This is a genomic window from Mumia sp. ZJ430 (assembly GCF_011751845.1).
GTDB lineage: Bacteria > Actinomycetota > Actinomycetes > Propionibacteriales > Nocardioidaceae > Mumia.
In genome coordinates, this window is the sequence record NZ_JAAHFK010000001.1 from 235563 (window position 1) to 254406 (window position 18844).

Consider the following 18844-nt stretch of genomic DNA (forward strand, 5'->3'; position numbering starts at 1 on the left):
GCCGGCCCGGTGGTGCACCGGGCCGGCGCGTCCGTCACTCGACGTCGCTGAGCAGACCTCCGCGCGCTTCGCGACGGCGCCGCTGCTCTGCGGGGTCCGGCACCGGGACGGCAGCGATCAGCTGGCGCGTGTACTCCTCGCGCGGCGAGTGGAGCACGTCCTGCCTCGTCCCCTCCTCGACGATCCGCCCGTTCCGCATGACCGCGACCCGGTTCGCCAGTGCATCGACGACAGCCAGATCGTGGCTGATGAACAGGCACGCGAACTGGAGCTCGCGCTGCAGCTCGGAGAACAGCTCCAGCACCTTCGCCTGGACGGAGACGTCGAGCGCCGACGTCGGCTCGTCCGCGATCAGCAGGTCGGGATCGAGCGCGAGCGCCCGAGCGAGGCTGACGCGCTGACGCTGACCGCCCGACAGCTCGTGCGGGTAGCGAGCAGCGTACGACGCGGGGAGCTGCACGCGGTCGAGGAGCGTCTCGACCTTGGCCCGCTGGTCGGCCGCGGAGAGGTCGCTCTGCACCTTCAGCGGCTCGGCCACGCACTCGCTGATCGTCAGGTGCGGGTTCAGCGAGGCGGCCGGGTCCTGGAACACGAAGCCGAAGCGGCCCCGGTGCGGGCGCAGGCGGCGGTCGGACAGCGTCGTGATGTTCTCGTCGCCGATGAGCACGGAGCCGGCGGTCACCTTCTGGAGGCCGACAGCGACCCGCCCGAGCGTGGACTTGCCGCTCCCCGACTCACCGACCAGGCCGAGAACCTCGCCGCGCCGCACCGTCAGGTTCACGTCGTCGACCGCGCGGAACGACGGCTGGCCGAGCCGCCCGGCGAACTCGACGGTCACGTCTTGCAGCGTCAGCACCGCCGGCGCCGACTCGGGCACGGGCGGTGCGCCCGCGCCTTGGCCGAGGTGTGGGACAGCTTCGAGCAGCTTGCGGGTGTAGGGGTGGCGAGGCGCGCCGAACAGCCGGTCTACCGGAGCCTGCTCGACGATCTCGCCGCGATACATCACGACCGCACGGTCGGCGACGTCGGCGACCACACCCATGTTGTGGGTGATGAGCACGATCGCGGTGCCGAGACGGTCACGCAGGTCGAGCAGCAGCTCGATGATGGACGCCTGCACGGTCACGTCGAGCGCCGTCGTCGGCTCGTCGGCGATGATGACCTCCGGCTCGAGGGCGATCGCCATCGCGATCATCACCCGCTGCTTCTGACCGCCGGAGAGCTGGTGCGGGTAGTAGTCCACGCGACGCTCGGGGTCAGGGAGCCCAACGAGGGTGAGCAGCTCGACCGCCCGCGCCCGCGCCTCCTTCTTGGACACGTCGCGGTGCGTGCGGATCATCTCCACGATCTGCCAGCCGACCGTGTAGACCGGGTCCAGCGCCGTACCTGGCTCCTGGAAGATCATCGAGACCTGGTCGCCACGGACGGCGCGGAGCTTGCGCTCGGACATCCCGATCAGCTCGCGGGAGTCGCTCGCCCCGGTCCGCAGCAGCACCGAGCCCGACACGCCGGCAGTGGCCGGGAGCAGACCCATGACGGCACGCGACGTCACCGACTTGCCGGAGCCGGACTCGCCGACGACCGCGACCACCTCTCCAGGAGCGATGTCGAAACTGACGCCCTTCACCGCGTGCACGGGTGCGGCCCCGGTGCGGAACGAGACCGCGAGATCGGTGAGGCTGAGCGTCGCGACGCGGCGTACGTCCTCGTCCACCGCCGCCGCCTCTTCGGCAACCTCCTCGTCGAGGCCGGCCTGGGCGACGGCCTCGGCGTACTCGGCGCTGATCTCCTCCTCGTCCGAGGTAGTCGTGTCGCCTCCGCGGGCCTTGAGCAGTGGGTTGAGCACGTCGTTGAGGCTCTCGCCGACCAGCGTCACGCCCACCACCATCAGGACGATCGCCATCCCGGGGAACACTCCCGTCCACCAGATGCCGTTGGTGGCGTCGGACATCGCCTTGTTGAGGTCGTAGCCCCACTCGGCGGCCGACGACGGCTCGATGCCGAAGCCGAGGAAGCCGAGGGCCGCCAGGCAGAGGATCGCCTCGGACGCGTTGAGCGTCGCGATGACCGGGACCGACCCGCGGACGTTGGCGAGGATGTGACGGAACAGGATGCGGGGGGTCCGGGTGCCGACGACACGCGCGGCGTCGACGTACGGCTCCACCTTCACCGCGAGCGTGGCGTTGCGGACCACGCGGAAGTACTGCGGGATGAAGATGACGGTGAGCGCGATCGCCGCTGCGAGGACGCCTCCCACCACCCCGGACGACCCGCCGCCGACCACGATCGCGACCACGATCGCCAGCAGCAGCGAGGGGAACGCGTACAGCGCGTCCATCACCAGGACGAGCGCGCGGTCGAGCGGACCCGAGAGGAAGCCGGAGAGCAGACCGAGCGGCACACCGATCACCAGCGAGAACGTCACCGCGAGCACGATCACCGCGACCGCGGTGCGCGCGCCGTAGATCACCCGGGACAGGACGTCCTGGCCGCCCACGGTGGTGCCCCACCAGTGCTCGGCCGACGGCGGCTGCTGGGTGCCGAACGGGACGCCGTCGACGCGGGTCTCGTTGAACCCGTACGGCGCCAGCCAGGGCGCAAAGACGGCGAGGATCAGGAAGATCGTGACGAGGATCAGGCCGGCGATCAGCATGCCGCGCTGGAGGCCACGGGTGGACTTGAGCAGAGAAAACATCGGTGACTCCTCAGAACCGCACGCGGGGGTCGACGTAGGCGACGATGACGTCGATCAGCAGGCTCGAGACCGCCACGACGACGGCGATGAGCGTGACGATGCCTTGGACGGCGATGAAGTCGCGCTTCGTCAGATACTCGGCCAGCGTGTAGCCGAGCCCCTGCCACTCGAATGTCGTCTCGGTGAGCACCGCTCCGCCGAGCAGCAGCGCCACCTGCAGACCCATCACGGTGACGACTGGGACGAGTGCGTTGCGGTACGCGTGCTTGCGGACCACGCGCCGCTCGGGGATGCCGCGGGCGCGCGTCGCGGTGACGTGGTCGGTGCGCAGCGTGTCGATGAGGTTGACCCGGACCAGCCTCAGGAAGACGCCTGCGGTGAGCAGGCCCAAGGCGATTGCCGGCAGGATCGTGTGCTTGAGCACGTCCCACACGTACGCGGGATCGCCCCACAGGATCGCGTCGATGATCATGATGTGCGTCTGCGGGTTGACGTCCTGCAGAGCGAGCTCCACCGACGTGCTCGCGCGGCCTGCGACAGGGAGACCCAGCGGCACGAACGCGAGCTTGAGAAGCAGGCCGACGAAGAAGACCGGAGCCGCGTACACGAGGATCGAGAAGATCCGCAGGACGGCGTCGGGCCAGGTGTCGCGGCGCCGAGCCGCGAGGCGTCCAAGGGGTACGCCGATCGCGAACGCCACGAGCAGCGCCCAGAAGGCGAGCTCGAGGGTCGCGGCACCGTTGACGATGAAGACGTCGGAGATGGAACGCCCGTCGGTCATCGCGGTGCCGAAGTCCCCGCGCAGGATCCCGGCGAGGTAGTCCCAGTACTGCTGGATGAGCGGGGCGTCGAGGCCGGCGGCGGCCTTGCGCTCGGCGATCTGCTCGGGGGTGAGCCGCCCGCCCTGTGCCGCACTGATCGGGTCGCCGATCACGCGCATCAGGAAGAAGACGAACGTGACGAGGATCCAGATCATCGGGATCACCAGCGCTACCCGGACGAGGAGGTAGCGGGTCAGTGGGCTCAGTCCCCCGGAGCGGCGCCGGGCGTCGGACGCCTCGGGCTGCTCGGGCTGCTCGGGCTGCTCGGGCCCGGTCAAGAGCTCGGTGGTCGCCATCGGCTCAACTTTCCACGAGAGGTGTTTTCGGGGGTGCAGACGAACAGGGGCGAGCCCCGGCCAACGGCCGGGACCCGCCCCTCAGGTGGTGCTCAAACCTTGCTTGCCGTCACTTCGACAGCGAGGTCAGGCGGAACTTGAACGCCGCGTCGAGCGTGTTCTCCACGCCCTTCACGTCATCGGTCGCGACGGCGACCTGGGCGCCCGTGAGCAGCGGCAGCGTCGAGATCTGCTCGGCAGCCAGCTGCTGGACCTGGCCGAGGAGGTCCTCACGCTTGGCCTTGTCGGGCTCAGTGCGCTCCGCGGCAAGAAGGGCGGTCATCTTCGGGTCCTCGTAGTGGTTCCCGATGAAGTTCTCCTTGTCGTAGAACGGCGTCACGTAGTTGTCCGCGTCCGGGAAGTCCGGGAACCAGCCGAGCTGGTAGACGGGGTACGAGTCGTTGACGCGCTCCTCGTTGTACGTCGTCCACTCCGCCGACTGGAGGTCGACCTTGAAGAGGCCGGTGTCCTCGAGCTGGCGCTTGACCTCGTTGTACTCCTGGTCGGAGCTGCCGCCGTAGTGGTCCGGGTTGTACTGGAGGTTGATCGTCACCGGCGTCTTGACCCCGGCGTCGGTGAGGAACTTCTGGGCTGCTGCCTTGTCGGGCTTGTCGCCGTACATCTCCTTGAACGGCTCGGTCGCGCCCGGCAGACCCTCGGGGATCGGCGAGTACGCCGGGACGTAGGTGCCCTTGTAGACCTGCTCGGAGATCGCGTCGCGGTCGAGCGACGAGGCGACGGCCTTGCGGATCGCCAGCTTCTGCGCGTCGTCGGCGCCCGGCATCGTCTTGAGGTTGAAGACGATGTAGCGGAGCTCGCCGCCGGCACCCTTGTGGACGGTGACGCCGTCAGCGCCCTCGAGGCTCTCGATGTCGGTCGGTGTCAGCGAGCGCCACGCGACGTCGATGTTCTTCTTCTCGATGTCGAGCTTGAGGTTGTTGCTGTCGGCGTACGTCTTCAGGGTGACCGTGTCGATCTTGGGGTCGTTGTAGGCCCCGTCGTAGTCGTCGTGCGCCTTGAACTCGGCGAGCTGACCCTTCTCGTACTTCCCGATCGTGTAAGGACCAGAGAAGCCCTGGGCCTCGACGGCCTCCTCATCGCTGAGCGCCTTGTCGGCCGGGTAGGTGGCCTCGTCGACGATCGGGCCTGCCGAGGTCACGAGGACCTGCGGGAAGGTCTGGTCGTTCGGCGTCTTGAGGGTGAAGACGACCGTCTTGTCGTCCTTGGCCTCGACTGTGGCCATGTTGACGAGGAGCGACGCGGGGCCGTTCGGGTCCTCGATGTCGACGATGCGCTGGAACGAGTGCGCGACCGACTTGGCGGTGAGCGGGTTGCCGTTCGCGAACGTCAGCCCGTCCTTGATCGTGCAGGTGTAGGTCGTCGGAGTGTCGAACTCGCACTTCTCCGCCGCATCGGGCTGGGGCTGGGTCTCGCCCTCAGGGAAGTTCAGCAAGTACTGGTAGACCTGCGTCTGCACCATCAGCGAGCCGTTGTCGTACGAGGCTGCCGGGTCGATCGACACGACCTTGTCGGTCGTGCCGACGACGATGCTGTCGCCGCCCGAGCTCGAGTCCTCGTCGCCGTTGTTGCCTGCGCCGCATGCCGAGGCACCCAGGGCAAGAGCCGTGGCACCCGCGAGAGCGGCTGTTGCTCTCAGCTTCTTCACGTCGTTCTCCTCGTTTCGGAGCGGCCGTGCCGGAGAATCTCCGTCCCGCGCGGCCTCGTCAGGAAGGTTGTCCGCATGGCGGACAGCCGCTGGGCACGCTACTCCAGGTGCTGGGCCGCACCTAGGCGGGCCGCGCAACCTTCACGCGACTGTTACCAACTCTCAGGGAGCCCGGCCCGGACCACGCACAGGATCCACCGCTGGCCGCGCCGGTTAGGCTGGGGCGGGGCGACCAACGCCCCCCGCCCGTCGCCGCGCCCAGGAGTCCGCTCGATGACCACGAACCAGCCCTCCCCGCTGAACCAGACTCTCGCCGAGTTCGACCCCGAGGTCGCCGCCGCGATCGACGCCGAGCTCGGGCGCCAGCGCGACACCCTCGAGATGATCGCCTCGGAGAACTTCGCACCCCTGGCCGCGCTGCAGGCCCAGGGCAGCGTCATGACCAACAAGTACGCCGAGGGCTACCCGGGCAAGCGCTACTACGGCGGCTGCGAGTTCGTCGACATCACCGAGAACCTCGCGATCGACCGCCTCAAGGCGCTCTTCGACGCCTCGTACGTCAACGTCCAGCCGCACTCGGGCGCTCAGGCGAACGCGGCCGCGATGCACGCGCTGATCAAGCCCGGCGACACGATCCTCGGCCTCGACCTGGCGCACGGCGGCCACCTGACGCACGGCATGCGCCTCAACTTCTCCGGCAAGCTCTACAACGTCGTCGCCTACCACGTCGACGAGACCTCCCACCGCGTCGACATGGACGAGGTGCGCCGCCTCGCCCAGGAGCACCGCCCGCAGCTGATCATCGCCGGCTGGTCCGCGTACCCGCGCCAGCTCGACTTCGCCGAGTTCCGCGCGATCGCCGACGAGGTCGGCGCCAAGCTCATGGTCGACATGGCGCACTTCGCCGGCCTCGTGGCGACCGGCCTCCACCCGAGCCCCGTCCCCCACGCGCACGTCGTCACGTCGACGACCCACAAGACGCTCGGCGGCCCGCGCGGTGGCGTGATCCTCACCAACGACGAGGAGGTCGGCAAGAAGATCCGCTCGGCCGTCTTCCCCGGTCAGCAGGGTGGTCCGCTGGAGCACGTGATCGCCGCCAAGGCGGTCGCCTTCAAGATGGCTGCGCAGCCGGAGTTCAAGGAGCGTCAGGAGCGCACGATCGAGGGCGCCCAGATCGTCGCCGAGCGACTCAGCGCTGACGACATGCGTGAGGCCGGGGTCAGCGTGCTGACCGGCGGGACCGACGTGCACCTCGTGCTGGTCGACCTGCGCGACTCGACGCTCGACGGTCAGCAGGCCGAGGACCGCCTCCACGAGGTCGGCATCACGGTCAACCGCAACGCGGTGCCGTTCGACCCGCGCCCGCCGATGGTGACGTCCGGCGTCCGTCTCGGCACCCCGGCCCTCGCGACGCGCGGGTTCGGAGCCGACGAGTTCCGCGAGGTCGCCGACATCCTCGCCGAGGCGCTCAAGCCCGAGGTCGCTGACGTCGAGTCGCTGCGCAAGCGCGTTGCGGTGCTCACCGATCGCTTCCCGCTCTATCCGTCGTTGGCTCCGTTGGCGTGACTGGGTCACCGTCCGGCCGTTCCGGCTCCGCTCGCCCGTCAGTCGGGTGGCTGTCGCCACGCCTGTGGGGCCTGCACGTCCTGCTCGTGGTGGCCGTCGCGTTCACCACGTTCATGGGGTTGTGGCAGCTCGGCGCGTACGAAGAACGGCGCGACGATGCGCAGGCGAACCTCACGAAGACCGTCGCGGTGCCGCTCCAGGACGTGCTCGGTCCGGACGATCCGTACACGTCGACGGCGGACTACCAGCCGGTGACCGTCACCGGGACGTACGGCCCCACCGACGAGCAGGTGTGGATCGAGGGGCGCGAGCACGAGGGCCGCGAGGGCTACTGGCTCGTCGCCCCGATCGTCGTCGACGGCGTGGAGCCGGCCGTCGCCGATCGTCAGCCCGCGCTGCTGGTCGTCCGCGGATGGTCGGCCGAGGCAGGAGCGCTCCCGCCGACGCCGCAGGGCGAGGTCTCGCTCGAGGCGGTCCTCCAGGTGGGCGACGCGCGCGGCTCGGCGTTCGACGTGCAGACCCGGACGCTCGACAGCATCCGCATCCCCCGCCTGGTCAACGAGATGCCGTACGACCTGTACGGCGGCTACGGCATCGTGACCGCCCACGATCCCGCCGACGCGGCCGCGCTGACGCCGGCGACGGTTCCCGAGCCGACGAGCGACTCCACCGCCGGGACGCGCAACCTCTTCTATGCGATCGAGTGGTGGATCTTCGGGGCGTTCGCGTTGCTCATGTGGTGGCGGATGTGCCAGGACATCCGGCGCGAGGGCACGGTCACGACCTCGCACGTCCCCGCGGCCAAGCGGGCCGCGCAGGAGGCGGCGCGTGCACGAGCCCGCGCACGCGAGGCCGAGCCGGTCGAAGAGAAGTCGCCGTCGGGGCGTTGAACCCCGGCGGTACTCTCGAAGGCGTGCCCAAGACACTTGCCGCGTACCGCGTCCTTGCACTCGTCGTCAGCTTCTTCGTGATCGCCGTCGTCGGCGGCTGGATCATCAAGATGGTCACCTCCGGGGGCACGACCCTGCACGACATCGGCGAGTTCACGGCGTCGATCTCGCCGATCCACGGGGTCTTCTACATGGTGCTGCTCGTGATCACGGCGATCCTGTCCCGGCAGGCCGGCTGGAGCGTCGGCTTCACGGTCGCGACGATGGTGCTGGCGACGATCCCGTTCGTGTCGTTCTGGGCCGAGCGCCGCGCCACCCTGCACACCCGCGCGCTCTGGGCCACGTACGAGGCCGAGGCCGAAGCCACCGCCGCGCAGTAGCGTCCGTCAGCGGCCGGCGTACGTGGCCCGGCCCGGCCCGTCCTCGAGGAACGAGCGGATCGCCGTCCGCATGTCCGCGGTGTCGTACAGCGCGGACGCGATCGTGGTGATCTCGGCGTCCGCCGCGGCGACACCTCCCCGCTCGACCGCGCGCAGGACGTCCTTGGTGGCCGCGTGGGCGCGCGTCGGTCCGGAGGCGAGCGAGTCGACGAGCGTCGCCACCGCCGCGTCGAGCTCGTCGACGGGGTGCACCCGGTTGACGACACCCCACCGCTCGAGGGTCGCGGCGTCGTACAGGTCGCCCGTCATCACGAACTCCTTGGCGCGGCCGATGCCGGCGCGCGACGCGAAGCGCTGCGTGCCGCCCATGGTCGGTGTCAGGCCGACGACCTTCTCGACGAGCCCGAACTTCGCCCGGTCAGAGGCCACGATGAGGTCGCACGCGAGCGCGACCTCGAGCGCCCACGTCAAGCACAGCGCGTGCGCAGCGAAAACCACCGGGTAGTCGAGCGCGGCGATGCGTAGCGGCAGCTCGAGCATCCGGTCGAACAGGACCTTGCCCTCAGCGGCGGAGGTCTGCGCGTCAAAGAGCGAGACATCGACCCCTCCGGAGACGACCTTGCCTTCGGCACGGATCAGCAGCGCACGCGGCGGGTCTGCGGCCAGGCTGTCGAGCGCCTCCTCGAACGCCTCGTGGAGCGCGAGCGAGTAGAGGTTCACCGGCGGCGCCGCGAAGGTGAGGATCGCGGCGCCGCTCGGCTCGTACGTCAGAGTGACAGTCACCCTCAGATCTTGTCGGACCCGGGCTCCTGGCCGGTGCGAGGGTCGGCGTCGCCGTCGACGATCACATCCTCGTCCTGACCCTCCGGCGGCTGCGGGGCCGACGGGGAGGCAGGCACCGTGGCGCCGGTCGGGCGTACGGGCTCCGGCGGCGGAGGCGGCGGCGTATAGCTGCCACCCGACGGAGGCGCCGTCAGCTTCTTGACCGCGAACGCGATCGCCCCGCTGATCGCGGCGAGCACGACAAACTTGCGCAGGCGGTGCTTCTTCTTCTTCTTCGGCTCGTCGTCATCGGCGCCGGCGTGCTCCTCTGCCTTCGCCGCCGCAGCGGTGGCAGCGACAGCAGCGAGGGCGGCAGCGCGCTTCTTGGCCTTCTTGGCCTTGCGGCGCGACAGCTCCTTGGCCTCGGCAGCACGCTCCTGTGCGTCAGCGAGGACGGGTGCCGCAGCTTCCCGGGCTTCTTCGAGGCGAGGTCCGACCGTGCTCGCCACCGAGGTTGCCGCTTCGGAGATGGACTGGGACGCGCTCTCCCAGAACTCCCCGGCCTTCTCCGCGAACTCCTCGCTCTTGGACTTCTTCTTGCGCAGCAACATGGTTGGCCTTTCCCATGGACAGCGTTCTCTTTGTCAACACCGTACCGACGTCGTGGTCACCGTGCCGGTGCCCGCAACTGCGGCTGTCTAACCTGAGGCGTCCCCCACTGCGCGTCCGGCTGTGGTGCCGCGTGGGAAGATGGAAACCAGAGTTCCCGAGCGAGAGGCAACCGTGGCAGACCAGTCGACCGTCACCCTCAAGACGAACCGTGGCGACATCACCATCCGGCTCTTCCCGAACCACGCTCCGAAGACCGTGGACAACTTCGTCGGGCTCGCCAAGGGCACGAAGACGTGGAAGGACCCCGAGACGGGGGCCGAGCGCAACGATCCCCTGTACGACGGGACGATCTTCCACCGCGTCATCGACCAGTTCATGATCCAGGGCGGCGACCCCAAGGGCAACGGCACCGGCGGCCCGGGTTACGAGTTCGAGGACGAGTTCCACCCCGAGCTCCAGTTCGACCGTCCCTACCTGCTCGCGATGGCGAACGCGGGTGCCAACACCAACGGCTCGCAGTTCTTCATCACGACGGTGGCCACCCCGCACCTCAACCGCCGCCACACGATCTTCGGCGAGGTCGCCGACGACGCGAGCAAGGCGGTCGTGGACGCGATCGGCTCGACGCCGACCGGCCGGCTCGACCGACCCGCCGAGCCCGTCGTCATCGAGTCGGTCGTCTTCGACGAGGCCTGACCTCCACCGTCGATGACCCACTCCCCGCACGACGCCGGGGCGGCACCCCAGCCGGTGCCGCCCCGCTGCTACCTCCACCCGGACCGCGAGACCTACATCTCGTGCCAGCGGTGCGGTCGACCGATCTGTCCTGACTGCATGGGCGAGGCCTCGGTCGGCTTCCAGTGCCCGAACTGCCTGCGCGAAGGTCAGGCAGGGGTGCGTCAGGCCCGTACGGCAGGCGGCGGGCTGGTTCCGGGCCGTCCGGGTGTCGTGACGCTGAGCCTGATCGGCCTCAACGTCGTCGCATTCCTGCTGATGATGGCCACCGGCGGCTTGTGGCAGTCCCCGCTCTGGGAGTGGGGGGTGATGCTCGGCGACTCCGCTGCTTTCCCACTCGATGACGGCTCGGTCGCGCTGATGGACGGTGTCGCCGACGGCGCCTACTGGCGGATGCTCTCGTCAGCCTTCCTGCACGCAAGCATCCTGCACATCGCGTTCAACATGTACGCGCTCTACCTGTTCGGTCCGGTGCTGGAGCGCTACCTCGGGACGGCGCGGTTCCTTCTGGCCTATCTCACGTCGGCCGTCGCCGCATCGGTCTTCGTCTACTGGCTCTCGACACCGCACCAGACGACGCTCGGGGCATCGGGCGCGATCTTCGCCCTGTTTGGGATGGCGCTCGTCGTCATGTACAAGCAGGGGCAGGACGTACGCGGCCTCCTCGCGCTGGTCGCGATCAACGCGGCGATCACCTTCATCGTCCCCAACATCAGCTGGCAGGGGCACCTCGGCGGCTTCGTCACGGGCCTGGTGCTGGGAGCGGTCTTCGCGTACGCCCCGCGGGCGCGGCGCAACCTCGTCCAGTGCGCAGCGTTCGGCGCGATCTGGGCCGCGATCATCGGGGCGACAGTGGCGCGGACGCTCCAGCTGAGCTGACCGTCACTCGACCACCTGGGCGTGCTGGAGGTCGACCGTCCCCGAGTAGGCGGGGGCGACGACCTCGTCCTTCGGTGTGATCGTCATGCCAAGCTGGTAGCGGTCGGCGTAGTCCTGGTAGGTCTGGACCGCGCCGGAGCGCGAGAGCCCGCCGTACAGGTCGTCGATCGGGCCGACGCCCTCGATGACGTACGGCGGTGAGTACGGGACGCCGTTCAGGATGACGGTGTTGCCGACGCACTTGATGCCCGTGGTCGAGATGAGCCGCTGGCCCTGGAGCGTGACGGCCGTCGCGCCGCCCTCCCAGAGGGCGTTGACGAATGCCTGGATGTCCTGCTGGTGCACCACGAGCAGGTTGGGGTCGAGCCCCGGCTCGTCGACCTCGCGGGGCGCGTCCTCGAGCGCAATGCGGAGCCCCGGCCCGCTCACCTCGGTGAAGCCGGCCGGCCCGCGCAGTGCGCGGGTCTCCTTGCGGGCCTTGGAGACCTCGGCATTGTCGACCTCGTCGGTGAGCGAGGCGATCTGCGCGCTGAGGTCGTCGACGACCTGCTGCTGCGAGGCGACGTTCTCGCGCCGCTGCTCGACGAGAGTGGGCAGATCGGTCTTCTCCTGGCGCAGGTCGTCGCCCTCGGAGCTGATCGCACTGGTCACGAAGAGGACGCCGGCGAGGGCCGTCGTCACGGGCACAGCGACGCGCCACGACAGGGGTGCCCGCGGCGCAGCGGGCTCCTTGTCTGGGACGGTCACGACGCTCTCCTTCACTCCGCCGAGGTGCGCCGACTACGCTAGCCGACAGAACCAACTGCCCATGCCGCCCCGACCCCGGGGTGCCTGTCTCTCTGAGGTGTCCTCGTGTCCGAAGCCGAGTCCAACAAGTCCGCTGCACGGTCGGGCAATCCTGCCAAGCGCGAGGCCGCTGCGGAGGCCGCCACGCCGGACCGCCGTACCCCGGTCAAGCCCAAGAAGATCGGCAACCGCTGGGCGGCGCCGGCGATGATCGCGTGCGCCGTGATCGGCCTGGTCTGGATCGTCGCCTTCTACACCGCCGGTAACGAGATCCCTGTCATGAAGGATCTCTCGAGCTGGAACCTCGTGATCGGGATGGGCTTCATCGTGGCCGCTTTCGGCTTCGCGATGAAGTGGGAGTGACGCTGCCTCGACACCGTTAACTACAGCGGTGTAGTTCTCCACAGTGGGGATAACCCCTGTGGAGAGGCAAAACCCCGGGTTCTTCGGAATCCGGGGTTTTTTGCGTCCTCACGGGCGGCGCAAACAGGGAGGTATAGGAAGAAAAGCGTCGTCCACAGCGCGGGGAAAACTGTGTTCACAGCCCCTGACCTGGGTGATCCACAGGGGTTTCCCCAGCTTCATCCACAGACGTGTGGTGCGGAGGGCATACGCAAGAGGCCCCGAGTCCGGAAGGACTCGGGGCCTCTTGGGCGGACGGGAGACGGTTAGCCGCCGTCACCGTCGGGGAACATCGGATCGGTCGGTTCGGTCGGCGGGATGTTCGGATCCGTCGTCTGGGGACCGCGCGAGACTGTCAGGACGATCTGCGTGCCCGGGTCCGCCTGGCCCGAGCCGGGGATCTGCTCGATGACCGTGCCGGCCGGCTGGTCAGAGTCAGTCTCGAAGACGCGGACCTCGAACCCGGCGTCGCGGATGAGTTGCTCGGCCTCTTCGCGCGTCTTGCCGACGACGTTCGGGACCTCGGTCTTGCCCTTCGAGACGGTCAGTGTGACCGACGTGCCGGGGTCGACCGGTTCGCCCGGGACGGGATCGGTCTTGAGGACCTCGTTCTTGGGGGCGTCGCTCTCCTGCTGGACGACGTCCGACTTCAGGCCCAGAGCCTCGAGCTCGGCGCGGGCCTCCTTGAGGCGCTTGCCGACGAGGTACGGGACCTCGACCCGCTCAGGTCCGGCACTGACGATGATCTCGACGTCGCTGCCCTTCTTGACCTCGGCCTCGGCGGCCGGGTCGGTCGCGATCACCTCGCCCTTGTCGATGTCAGAGCTGGGCTGGGTGCTGACGGTCGTCTCGAAGCCATACGTCTCGCCGGTGAGCTCGCGCTCGGCGGCCTCCTGGGTCTTGCCGGTGACGTCGGGCACCGTGACCATCTCGACAGGCGGCTCGTTCTCGCCCATCAGCTTGGGGATGCCCCACGCTGCCAGGCCGATGACGAGCAGGGCCGCGATGGCCGAGACGACCCAGATCCAGCGCTTGCTCTTGCCCTCGTCCTCGTCCGAGGCCGGGGGGAGGTTGGCAGGGGCCAGTGCCTCGGTGGCCGGAGCCGCCGGGACCGGGGCGTACTGCGCGGTCGGAGCGGCCGAGGCGGCGGTCGGCTGGCCGGCGAGGACACGCTCGATGTCGGCACGCATCGCGGCCGCGCTCTGGTAGCGCTCATCGGTGCGCTTGGCGAGCGCCGTCGCAACGACGCGGTCGACGGCCGGGCTGACTTCGGGGTTGAACGTCGACGGCGGCGGTGCCACCTCGCGGACGTGCTGATAGGCCACCGAGACGGGGCTGTCGCCCTGGAACGGCGGGCGGCCGGTCAGCAGCTCGTAAAGGAGGCAACCGGTCGAGTAGATGTCGCTGCGCGCGTCGACGGTCTCGCCGCGCGCCTGCTCGGGCGAGAGATATTGCGCGGTGCCGACGACGGCGGCGGTCTGCGTCATCGCCGACGAGGTGTCGGCGATGGCGCGGGCGATGCCGAAGTCCATCACCTTGACCTGGCCCGACGGCGTGAGCATCACGTTGGCGGGCTTGATGTCACGGTGGATGATGCCGGCACGGTGGCTGTAGTCGAGCGCCGCGAGGATGTCCGCGGTGATCTCGAGGGTGCGCTCGGGGAGGATCTTGCGCCCCTCGCGCTCCATCTCGCGAAGGAGGTCGCGCAGCGTCCGACCCTCGACGTACTCCATGACGATGAACGGCACGGTGTGGCCGTCGGGGCCGGTGGCCTCACCGGTGTCGTAGACGGCGACGATCGAGGGGTGGTTGAGGGCGGCTGCGGACTGCGCCTCGCGCCGGAAGCGCGCGAGGAAGGTCGGGTCGCTGGCCAGGTCGATGCGCAGGCGCTTGATCGCCACGGTGCGGCCGAGCCGCAGGTCGCGTCCGATCCGGACCTCGGCCATACCGCCACTGCCCAGCAGACCGCCGATCTCGTAGCGGTCGCCGAGGCGGCCGTACGCACCCGGAGGCCCTGCGTAGCCCTGACCCGGGCCGGTGGGCGTTTCGGTCATCGTCTCCTGCTTCCTTCATGGCAACTGCTCAAAAATAGCGGCTCGGCGGTGAAGTCCCGAGCATCGACGTTCATCGGTCGAGCACCGCCTGCATCACTGATCGGGCGATCGGGCCGGCCAGGCGGCCGCCCGAGATGTCGTCGCGACCAGTGCTCGACGACTCGACGACGACAGCGACCGCAACCTTGGGGTCGTCTGCCGGGGCGAACGAGATGAACCATGCGTACGGCGGGCGGTCGGCGGTCGACTGCGCCGTGCCGGTCTTGCCTCCGACCTCGATCCCCGGGATCGCCGCAGACCCGCCGGTGCCGTTCTCGACGACGTCGACGAGCATCTGCGACAGGCCCGTCGCCGTACGGCTGGAGACCGCGTCGCGGATCTTCTCGGGCTTAGCCGTCTCGATCGTCTTGAGGTCGGGCGAGCGGACGGTCGAGACGAGGTAGGGCTTCATGAGGGCACCGCCGTTGGCGATCGCTCCGGTGGCCATCGCCATCTGCAGCGGTGTCGCCGCGACCTCGAACTGGCCGATGCCGCTCTGCGCGAGCTGCGGCGCCTCGAGCTCGACATCGGGGTCGGAGGTGAACTGGCTGGGGCTCATCGGGAGCTGGTCGAGGTCGCGCGCACCGAACCCGAAGGCGTCGGACTGGCGCTCCATGTCGTCCTGGCCGACCTTCATGGCAAGGTCGCCGAACGTGACGTTGCACGAGACCTCGAGGGCCTGGGTCAGCGTGATGCGCGGGCCGCCACAGTTGCCGCCGCCCTGGTTGCGGAGCACGTACGACCCGAAACCGGGCGCGGTCAGTCCGCGTCCACCCTTGACGACGCTGTCGGGGTTCAGGTTGAGCTTCTCCATGGCCGCCGCGGCGGTGACGATCTTGAAGGTCGAGCCCGGCGGCAGGATCTGCTGCGTGCTCCGGTTGAGCATCGGCTTGTCCTTGTCGGCGTTGAGCCGCTTCCAGGCCTTCGATACCTCGTCCAGGTTGTGGCTGGCGAGGAGGTTGGGGTTGTAGGTGGGGCTGCCGGTCATCGCGAGGATCGCGCCGGTGCTCGGATCGAGCGCGACGACGGCGCCCTTGGCGTTGCCGGGCAGGTTCTCGATCCCCTCGGCGGCCGCCCGCTGTGCACGGCGGTTGATCGTCACCGAGACGCTGCCGCCGCGCGGTTGGTTGGACCCGATGAGGTCGACGACGCGGTTGACGAAGAGCCGGTTGTCGCTGCCGGACAGGATGTCGTTCTGGGACTGCTCGAGCCCGCTGCGCCCGAAGGTGTAGCTGAAGTAGCCGGTGATGTCGGCGTACAGCTTGGCCTCGGGGTAGCGGCGCTGGAACTTCCACTGGTCGTCGACCGGGACGCTCTCGGCGATCGGGCGGTCGCCGACGAGGATGGGGCCTCGCTCGCGGGCGAACTCCTCGTCGATCACGCGGCGGTTGCCGTTCTTGGCGTTCAGCGTGTCGGCCTCGACGAACTGGATGTAGTTCACGCCGATGAGCAGGGCGGTGAACAGCACCAGGCACACGATCGACATCACACGGATCGGCCGGTTCACAGCTTCACCACCTGGGTCGCGTCATCCATCTGCATCGGGGCCGCCTCCGGAGGCGGGCGTCGGCTCTGGTCGCTGATGCGGAGCAGGAGGGCGATGATCGCCCAGTTTGCAAGGATCGACGAGCCTCCGTACGACATGAACGGTGTGGTCAGACCGGTCAGCGGAATGATCCGGGTGACGCCGCCGATGACGACGAAGACCTGGAGCGCGAACGAGACCGCGAGGCCGGTCGCGAGCAGCTTGCCGAACGCGTCACGGCACAGCAGCGCGATGCGCAGGCCGCGCTCCACGATCAGGCCGTACATCAGCAGGATCGCCATCGCGCCGGCAAGCCCGAGCTCCTCTGCGAACGAGGCGAAGATGAAGTCGGAGTAGGCGAACGGTGTGAGGTAGGGATTGCCCTCGCCGAGACCGCGTCCGAGCAGGCCGCCCCACGCCATGCCGTACAGACCCTGGGTCAGCTGGAATGTGCCGTCGGTCACCGGGAACGGGCTCAGCCAGGCGTCGACACGGCTCTGGACGTGGCTGAACGTGGTCGCGGCGAAGAGAGCGCCGCCGAGGAACAGCGACATGCCGACGACGAGCCAGCCGGGGCGCTCCGTGGCGACGTAGAGCATCACGACGAACAGCCCGAAGAAGAGCAGCGACGAGCCGAGGTCGCGCTGGAGGATCAGGACACCGAGGCTGACCACCCAGGCGGCGAGGATCGGGCCGAGGTCGCGCCCGCGGGGGAAGTCGATGCCCATGAAGCGCCGGCCCGCCAGCGCCAGGGCGTCGCGCTTCACGACGAGGTAGCCGGCGAAGAAGATCGCCAGGCAGATCTTGGCGAACTCGCCCGGCTGCAGGCTGAAGCCCCCCACGCGGATCCAGATCCGGGCGCCGTTGATCTGCGTCCCGATCACCGGCAGCAGCGGCAGGATCAGCAGGACGAGCGCCGCGAGGCCGAACGTGTAGGTGTAGGCCTGGAGCTTGCGGTGGTCGCGCACGATCAGCAGCACGGCCACGAACAGCGCCAGGCCCATCGCCGTCCACATGACCTGCTTGCCCGCGAACTGCTTGGCCTCGTCGCCGAGACTGTCGAGGCGTGCGAGGTCGAGGCGGTAGATCATCGCGATGCCGAGCCCGTTGAGGGCGACGACGAGCGGCACGAGCACAGGGTCGGCGTACGGGGCCACGAAGCGGACGACGAGGTGGGTCGCGACCGCGATGACCACGAGAAGGACCGCGAGCCCCGCAACGAACCCGGGGATCTTGCCGCGCGCGCCGAGCCCGACGGCGCAGAACGCGAAGATGACGATCACGAGCGCGAGCGCGATGAGGAGGGCCTCCGCCCCTCGACGCTTGCGGTGGACGACGGCGGGAGTGGTGGCGGGGTTGCTCACTCCGCACCACCGCACTCGTTGCCGGGCAGGTTGGCCTGTGCCGGGTCGGCGCACAGTGTCGCGATGTCGCGCAGCGTGGTGACCGTGTCACGGGCGTCGGTCAGCGAGGTGGACGCGATGCCCTTCTTGACCTGGTTGGCGCGGAAGGTCGGGAGGGCGTCGACGCGGACGTCGGAGACCTCCTCGACGCTGTCGACGTCGATGAGCGGGAGGTCGGCCTGGATGCCCCGGTAGATCACGACGACGCCGTTCTCGGTGCCGACGTAGTACTGGTGCTGGGTCCAGTCCCACGCGAGCTTGGCGGCCGCGGCGAGCAGGGCGACGACGAGCGCGACGACGACGAGACGACGCAGCCAGATGTGGCGGCGCGGCGCACGCGGGGCGTAGCGCAACGCCTCGGGGTCGATATCGCGCGTGATCGCCCCGGCGCCTCGCTCGCCGTTGACGCCGACCTCGTCAGGAGGGAGCGGGATCGCGTCCAGACTCGTGGCGGTCGTGCTCGTGTCGCCCCCGGGCCTGGCCTGCTCGGCGGCGGCACCGACGAGCATCGGCTGCTCGTCGGCGCAGGCGAGCGTCGGGTCGACAGGGGCTTCGGGGTCGACCATCTCGCCGAGGATCACGGTCACGTTGTCGGCGCCGCCGCCGACGAGCGCGCGCTGGACCAGGTCGACCGCGGCGACGTCGACGTTGGGCGCCGTACGGAGGACGTCCGCGATCGCGTCGTCGTCGACCATGTCGGACAGACCGTCGCTGCACAGCAGGTAGCGGTCGCCGAGCTGCGGCTCGATGAGGGTGAGGTCGGGCTCGGACTCGTCGCGCCCGAGCAGCACGCGCAAGATCAGCGAGCGGTTGGGGTGGGTACGGGCGCCCTCACGGGTGAGCCGCCCCTCGTCCACGAGGCTCTGGACCAGCGTGTGGTCCTTGGTGATCTGGTGGAGCTGCCCGTCGCGCATGAGATAGGCACGGGAGTCGCCGATGTGGGCGAGCCCGAACTGCGCACCGTTCCACAGCAGCGCGGTCAGGGTGGTCCCCATGCCCTCGACGCTCGGGTCGTCCTCGATGACCTCGGCGAGCCGGTCGTTGGCACGGTGCACCGCACCCGCGAGCGCCTCGATCACGTCGCCCGGCGGGGGCCCGTCCAGGCGCCGCACCACGTGCATGACCTCCGACGACGCGAGGTCGCCGGCGGCCGCGCCGCCCATGCCGTCGGCGATGACGAGCAGGTGCGGGCTCGCATAGCCCGAGTCCTGGTTGGAGGTGCGACGCCGACCGACGTCCGACAGCGCGGCGTACGTGTAGGCGAGGCGGGGCTGCTGCAAGGACACGGGCGTCG

The 18844-nt window shown here is 69.3% G+C and carries 16 protein-coding genes; 6 read left to right on the forward strand and 10 right to left on the reverse strand.

Annotated features, from left to right (window positions below):
- Positions 1-34: 34 nt before the first annotated feature.
- From HCT63_RS01175 to HCT63_RS01185, 3 genes are all read right to left on the reverse strand, one after another.
- The gene (locus tag HCT63_RS01175; RefSeq protein ID WP_243842836.1) at positions 35-2695 is read right to left on the reverse strand and encodes a dipeptide ABC transporter ATP-binding protein; all 2661 of its coding nucleotides are present in this window, start codon (positions 2693-2695) and stop codon (positions 35-37) included.
- Between the two features lie 10 nt (positions 2696-2705).
- A complete protein-coding gene (locus HCT63_RS01180) occupies positions 2706-3812 on the reverse strand; it encodes an ABC transporter permease (protein ID WP_167000754.1) in 1107 nt (368 codons plus the stop codon).
- 109 nt (positions 3813-3921) lie between these two features.
- Positions 3922-5517, reverse strand: coding sequence for an ABC transporter substrate-binding protein (locus tag HCT63_RS01185; protein ID WP_167000756.1), 1596 nt, complete (start codon positions 5515-5517; stop codon positions 3922-3924).
- A 273-nt stretch (positions 5518-5790) separates the two neighbouring features.
- Here HCT63_RS01185 and glyA point away from each other — a divergent pair, with 273 nt between their 5' ends.
- From glyA to HCT63_RS01200, 3 genes are read left to right on the forward strand one after another with little or no spacing between them, the layout of a single operon-like run.
- Positions 5791-7083 carry a serine hydroxymethyltransferase gene (gene glyA, locus HCT63_RS01190; protein ID WP_167000758.1) on the forward strand — a complete coding sequence of 431 codons (1293 nt, stop codon included), beginning with the start codon at positions 5791-5793 and terminating at the stop codon, positions 7081-7083.
- Entirely contained in the window at positions 7080-7973 is an 894-nt protein-coding gene (locus HCT63_RS01195; protein ID WP_167000760.1) for an SURF1 family protein, read from the forward strand. Before glyA ends, HCT63_RS01195 begins: the two co-directional genes overlap by 4 nt.
- 23 nt (positions 7974-7996) lie before the next feature.
- Positions 7997-8353, forward strand: coding sequence for a DUF3817 domain-containing protein (locus tag HCT63_RS01200; RefSeq protein WP_167000762.1), 357 nt, complete (start codon positions 7997-7999; stop codon positions 8351-8353).
- A gap of 6 nt (positions 8354-8359) precedes the next feature.
- Here the strand turns inward: HCT63_RS01200 and HCT63_RS01205 are convergent, their stop codons facing one another.
- Together HCT63_RS01205 and HCT63_RS01210 are read right to left on the reverse strand one after the other, a co-directional pair.
- A complete protein-coding gene (locus tag HCT63_RS01205; protein WP_167000764.1) occupies positions 8360-9136 on the reverse strand; it encodes an enoyl-CoA hydratase/isomerase family protein in 777 nt (258 codons plus the stop codon).
- A gap of 2 nt (positions 9137-9138) precedes the next feature.
- A complete protein-coding gene (locus HCT63_RS01210; protein WP_167000766.1) occupies positions 9139-9726 on the reverse strand; it encodes a hypothetical protein in 588 nt (195 codons plus the stop codon).
- 172 nt (positions 9727-9898) lie between these two features.
- Between HCT63_RS01210 and HCT63_RS01215 the strand changes: the two genes are divergently transcribed.
- Together HCT63_RS01215 and HCT63_RS01220 are read left to right on the forward strand one after the other, a co-directional pair.
- The gene (locus HCT63_RS01215) at positions 9899-10423 is read left to right on the forward strand and encodes a peptidylprolyl isomerase (protein WP_243842837.1); all 525 of its coding nucleotides are present in this window, start codon (positions 9899-9901) and stop codon (positions 10421-10423) included.
- 138 nt (positions 10424-10561) lie between these two features.
- Complete coding sequence (locus tag HCT63_RS01220; protein ID WP_208322212.1) at positions 10562-11341, forward strand: rhomboid family intramembrane serine protease; 780 nt, start codon at positions 10562-10564, stop codon at positions 11339-11341.
- Between the two features lie 3 nt (positions 11342-11344).
- On the opposite strand, the gene HCT63_RS01225 is transcribed toward HCT63_RS01220, so the two are convergent.
- Positions 11345-12088: a DUF881 domain-containing protein gene (locus HCT63_RS01225; protein WP_243842838.1), complete on the reverse strand. Its 744-nt coding sequence runs from the start codon at positions 12086-12088 to the stop codon at positions 11345-11347.
- Positions 12089-12193: 105 nt separating this feature from the next.
- On the opposite strand from HCT63_RS01225, the gene HCT63_RS01230 reads away from it, so the two are divergent.
- Positions 12194-12490, forward strand: a complete 297-nt coding sequence (locus tag HCT63_RS01230; RefSeq protein WP_167000773.1) for a cell division protein CrgA — start codon at positions 12194-12196, stop codon at positions 12488-12490.
- A gap of 305 nt (positions 12491-12795) precedes the next feature.
- On the opposite strand, the gene pknB is transcribed toward HCT63_RS01230, so the two are convergent.
- The 4 genes from pknB to HCT63_RS01250 all read right to left on the reverse strand — a co-directional run bounded on the left by pknB (position 12796) and on the right by HCT63_RS01250 (position 18836).
- Entirely contained in the window at positions 12796-14583 is a 1788-nt protein-coding gene (gene pknB, locus HCT63_RS01235) for a Stk1 family PASTA domain-containing Ser/Thr kinase (protein ID WP_167000775.1), read from the reverse strand.
- Positions 14584-14653: 70 nt separating this feature from the next.
- Complete coding sequence (locus tag HCT63_RS01240; RefSeq protein WP_167000777.1) at positions 14654-16129, reverse strand: penicillin-binding protein 2; 1476 nt, start codon at positions 16127-16129, stop codon at positions 14654-14656.
- Positions 16126-17511 (reverse strand): FtsW/RodA/SpoVE family cell cycle protein, encoded by a 1386-nt coding sequence (locus HCT63_RS01245; RefSeq protein ID WP_167000779.1) that lies wholly within the window; start codon positions 17509-17511, stop codon positions 16126-16128. The genes HCT63_RS01240 and HCT63_RS01245 overlap by 4 nt, the downstream gene beginning before the upstream one ends.
- Positions 17508-18836 carry a protein phosphatase 2C domain-containing protein gene (locus HCT63_RS01250; RefSeq protein WP_167000780.1) on the reverse strand — a complete coding sequence of 443 codons (1329 nt, stop codon included), beginning with the start codon at positions 18834-18836 and terminating at the stop codon, positions 17508-17510. The genes HCT63_RS01245 and HCT63_RS01250 overlap by 4 nt, the downstream gene beginning before the upstream one ends.
- Positions 18837-18844 lie beyond the last annotated feature (8 nt).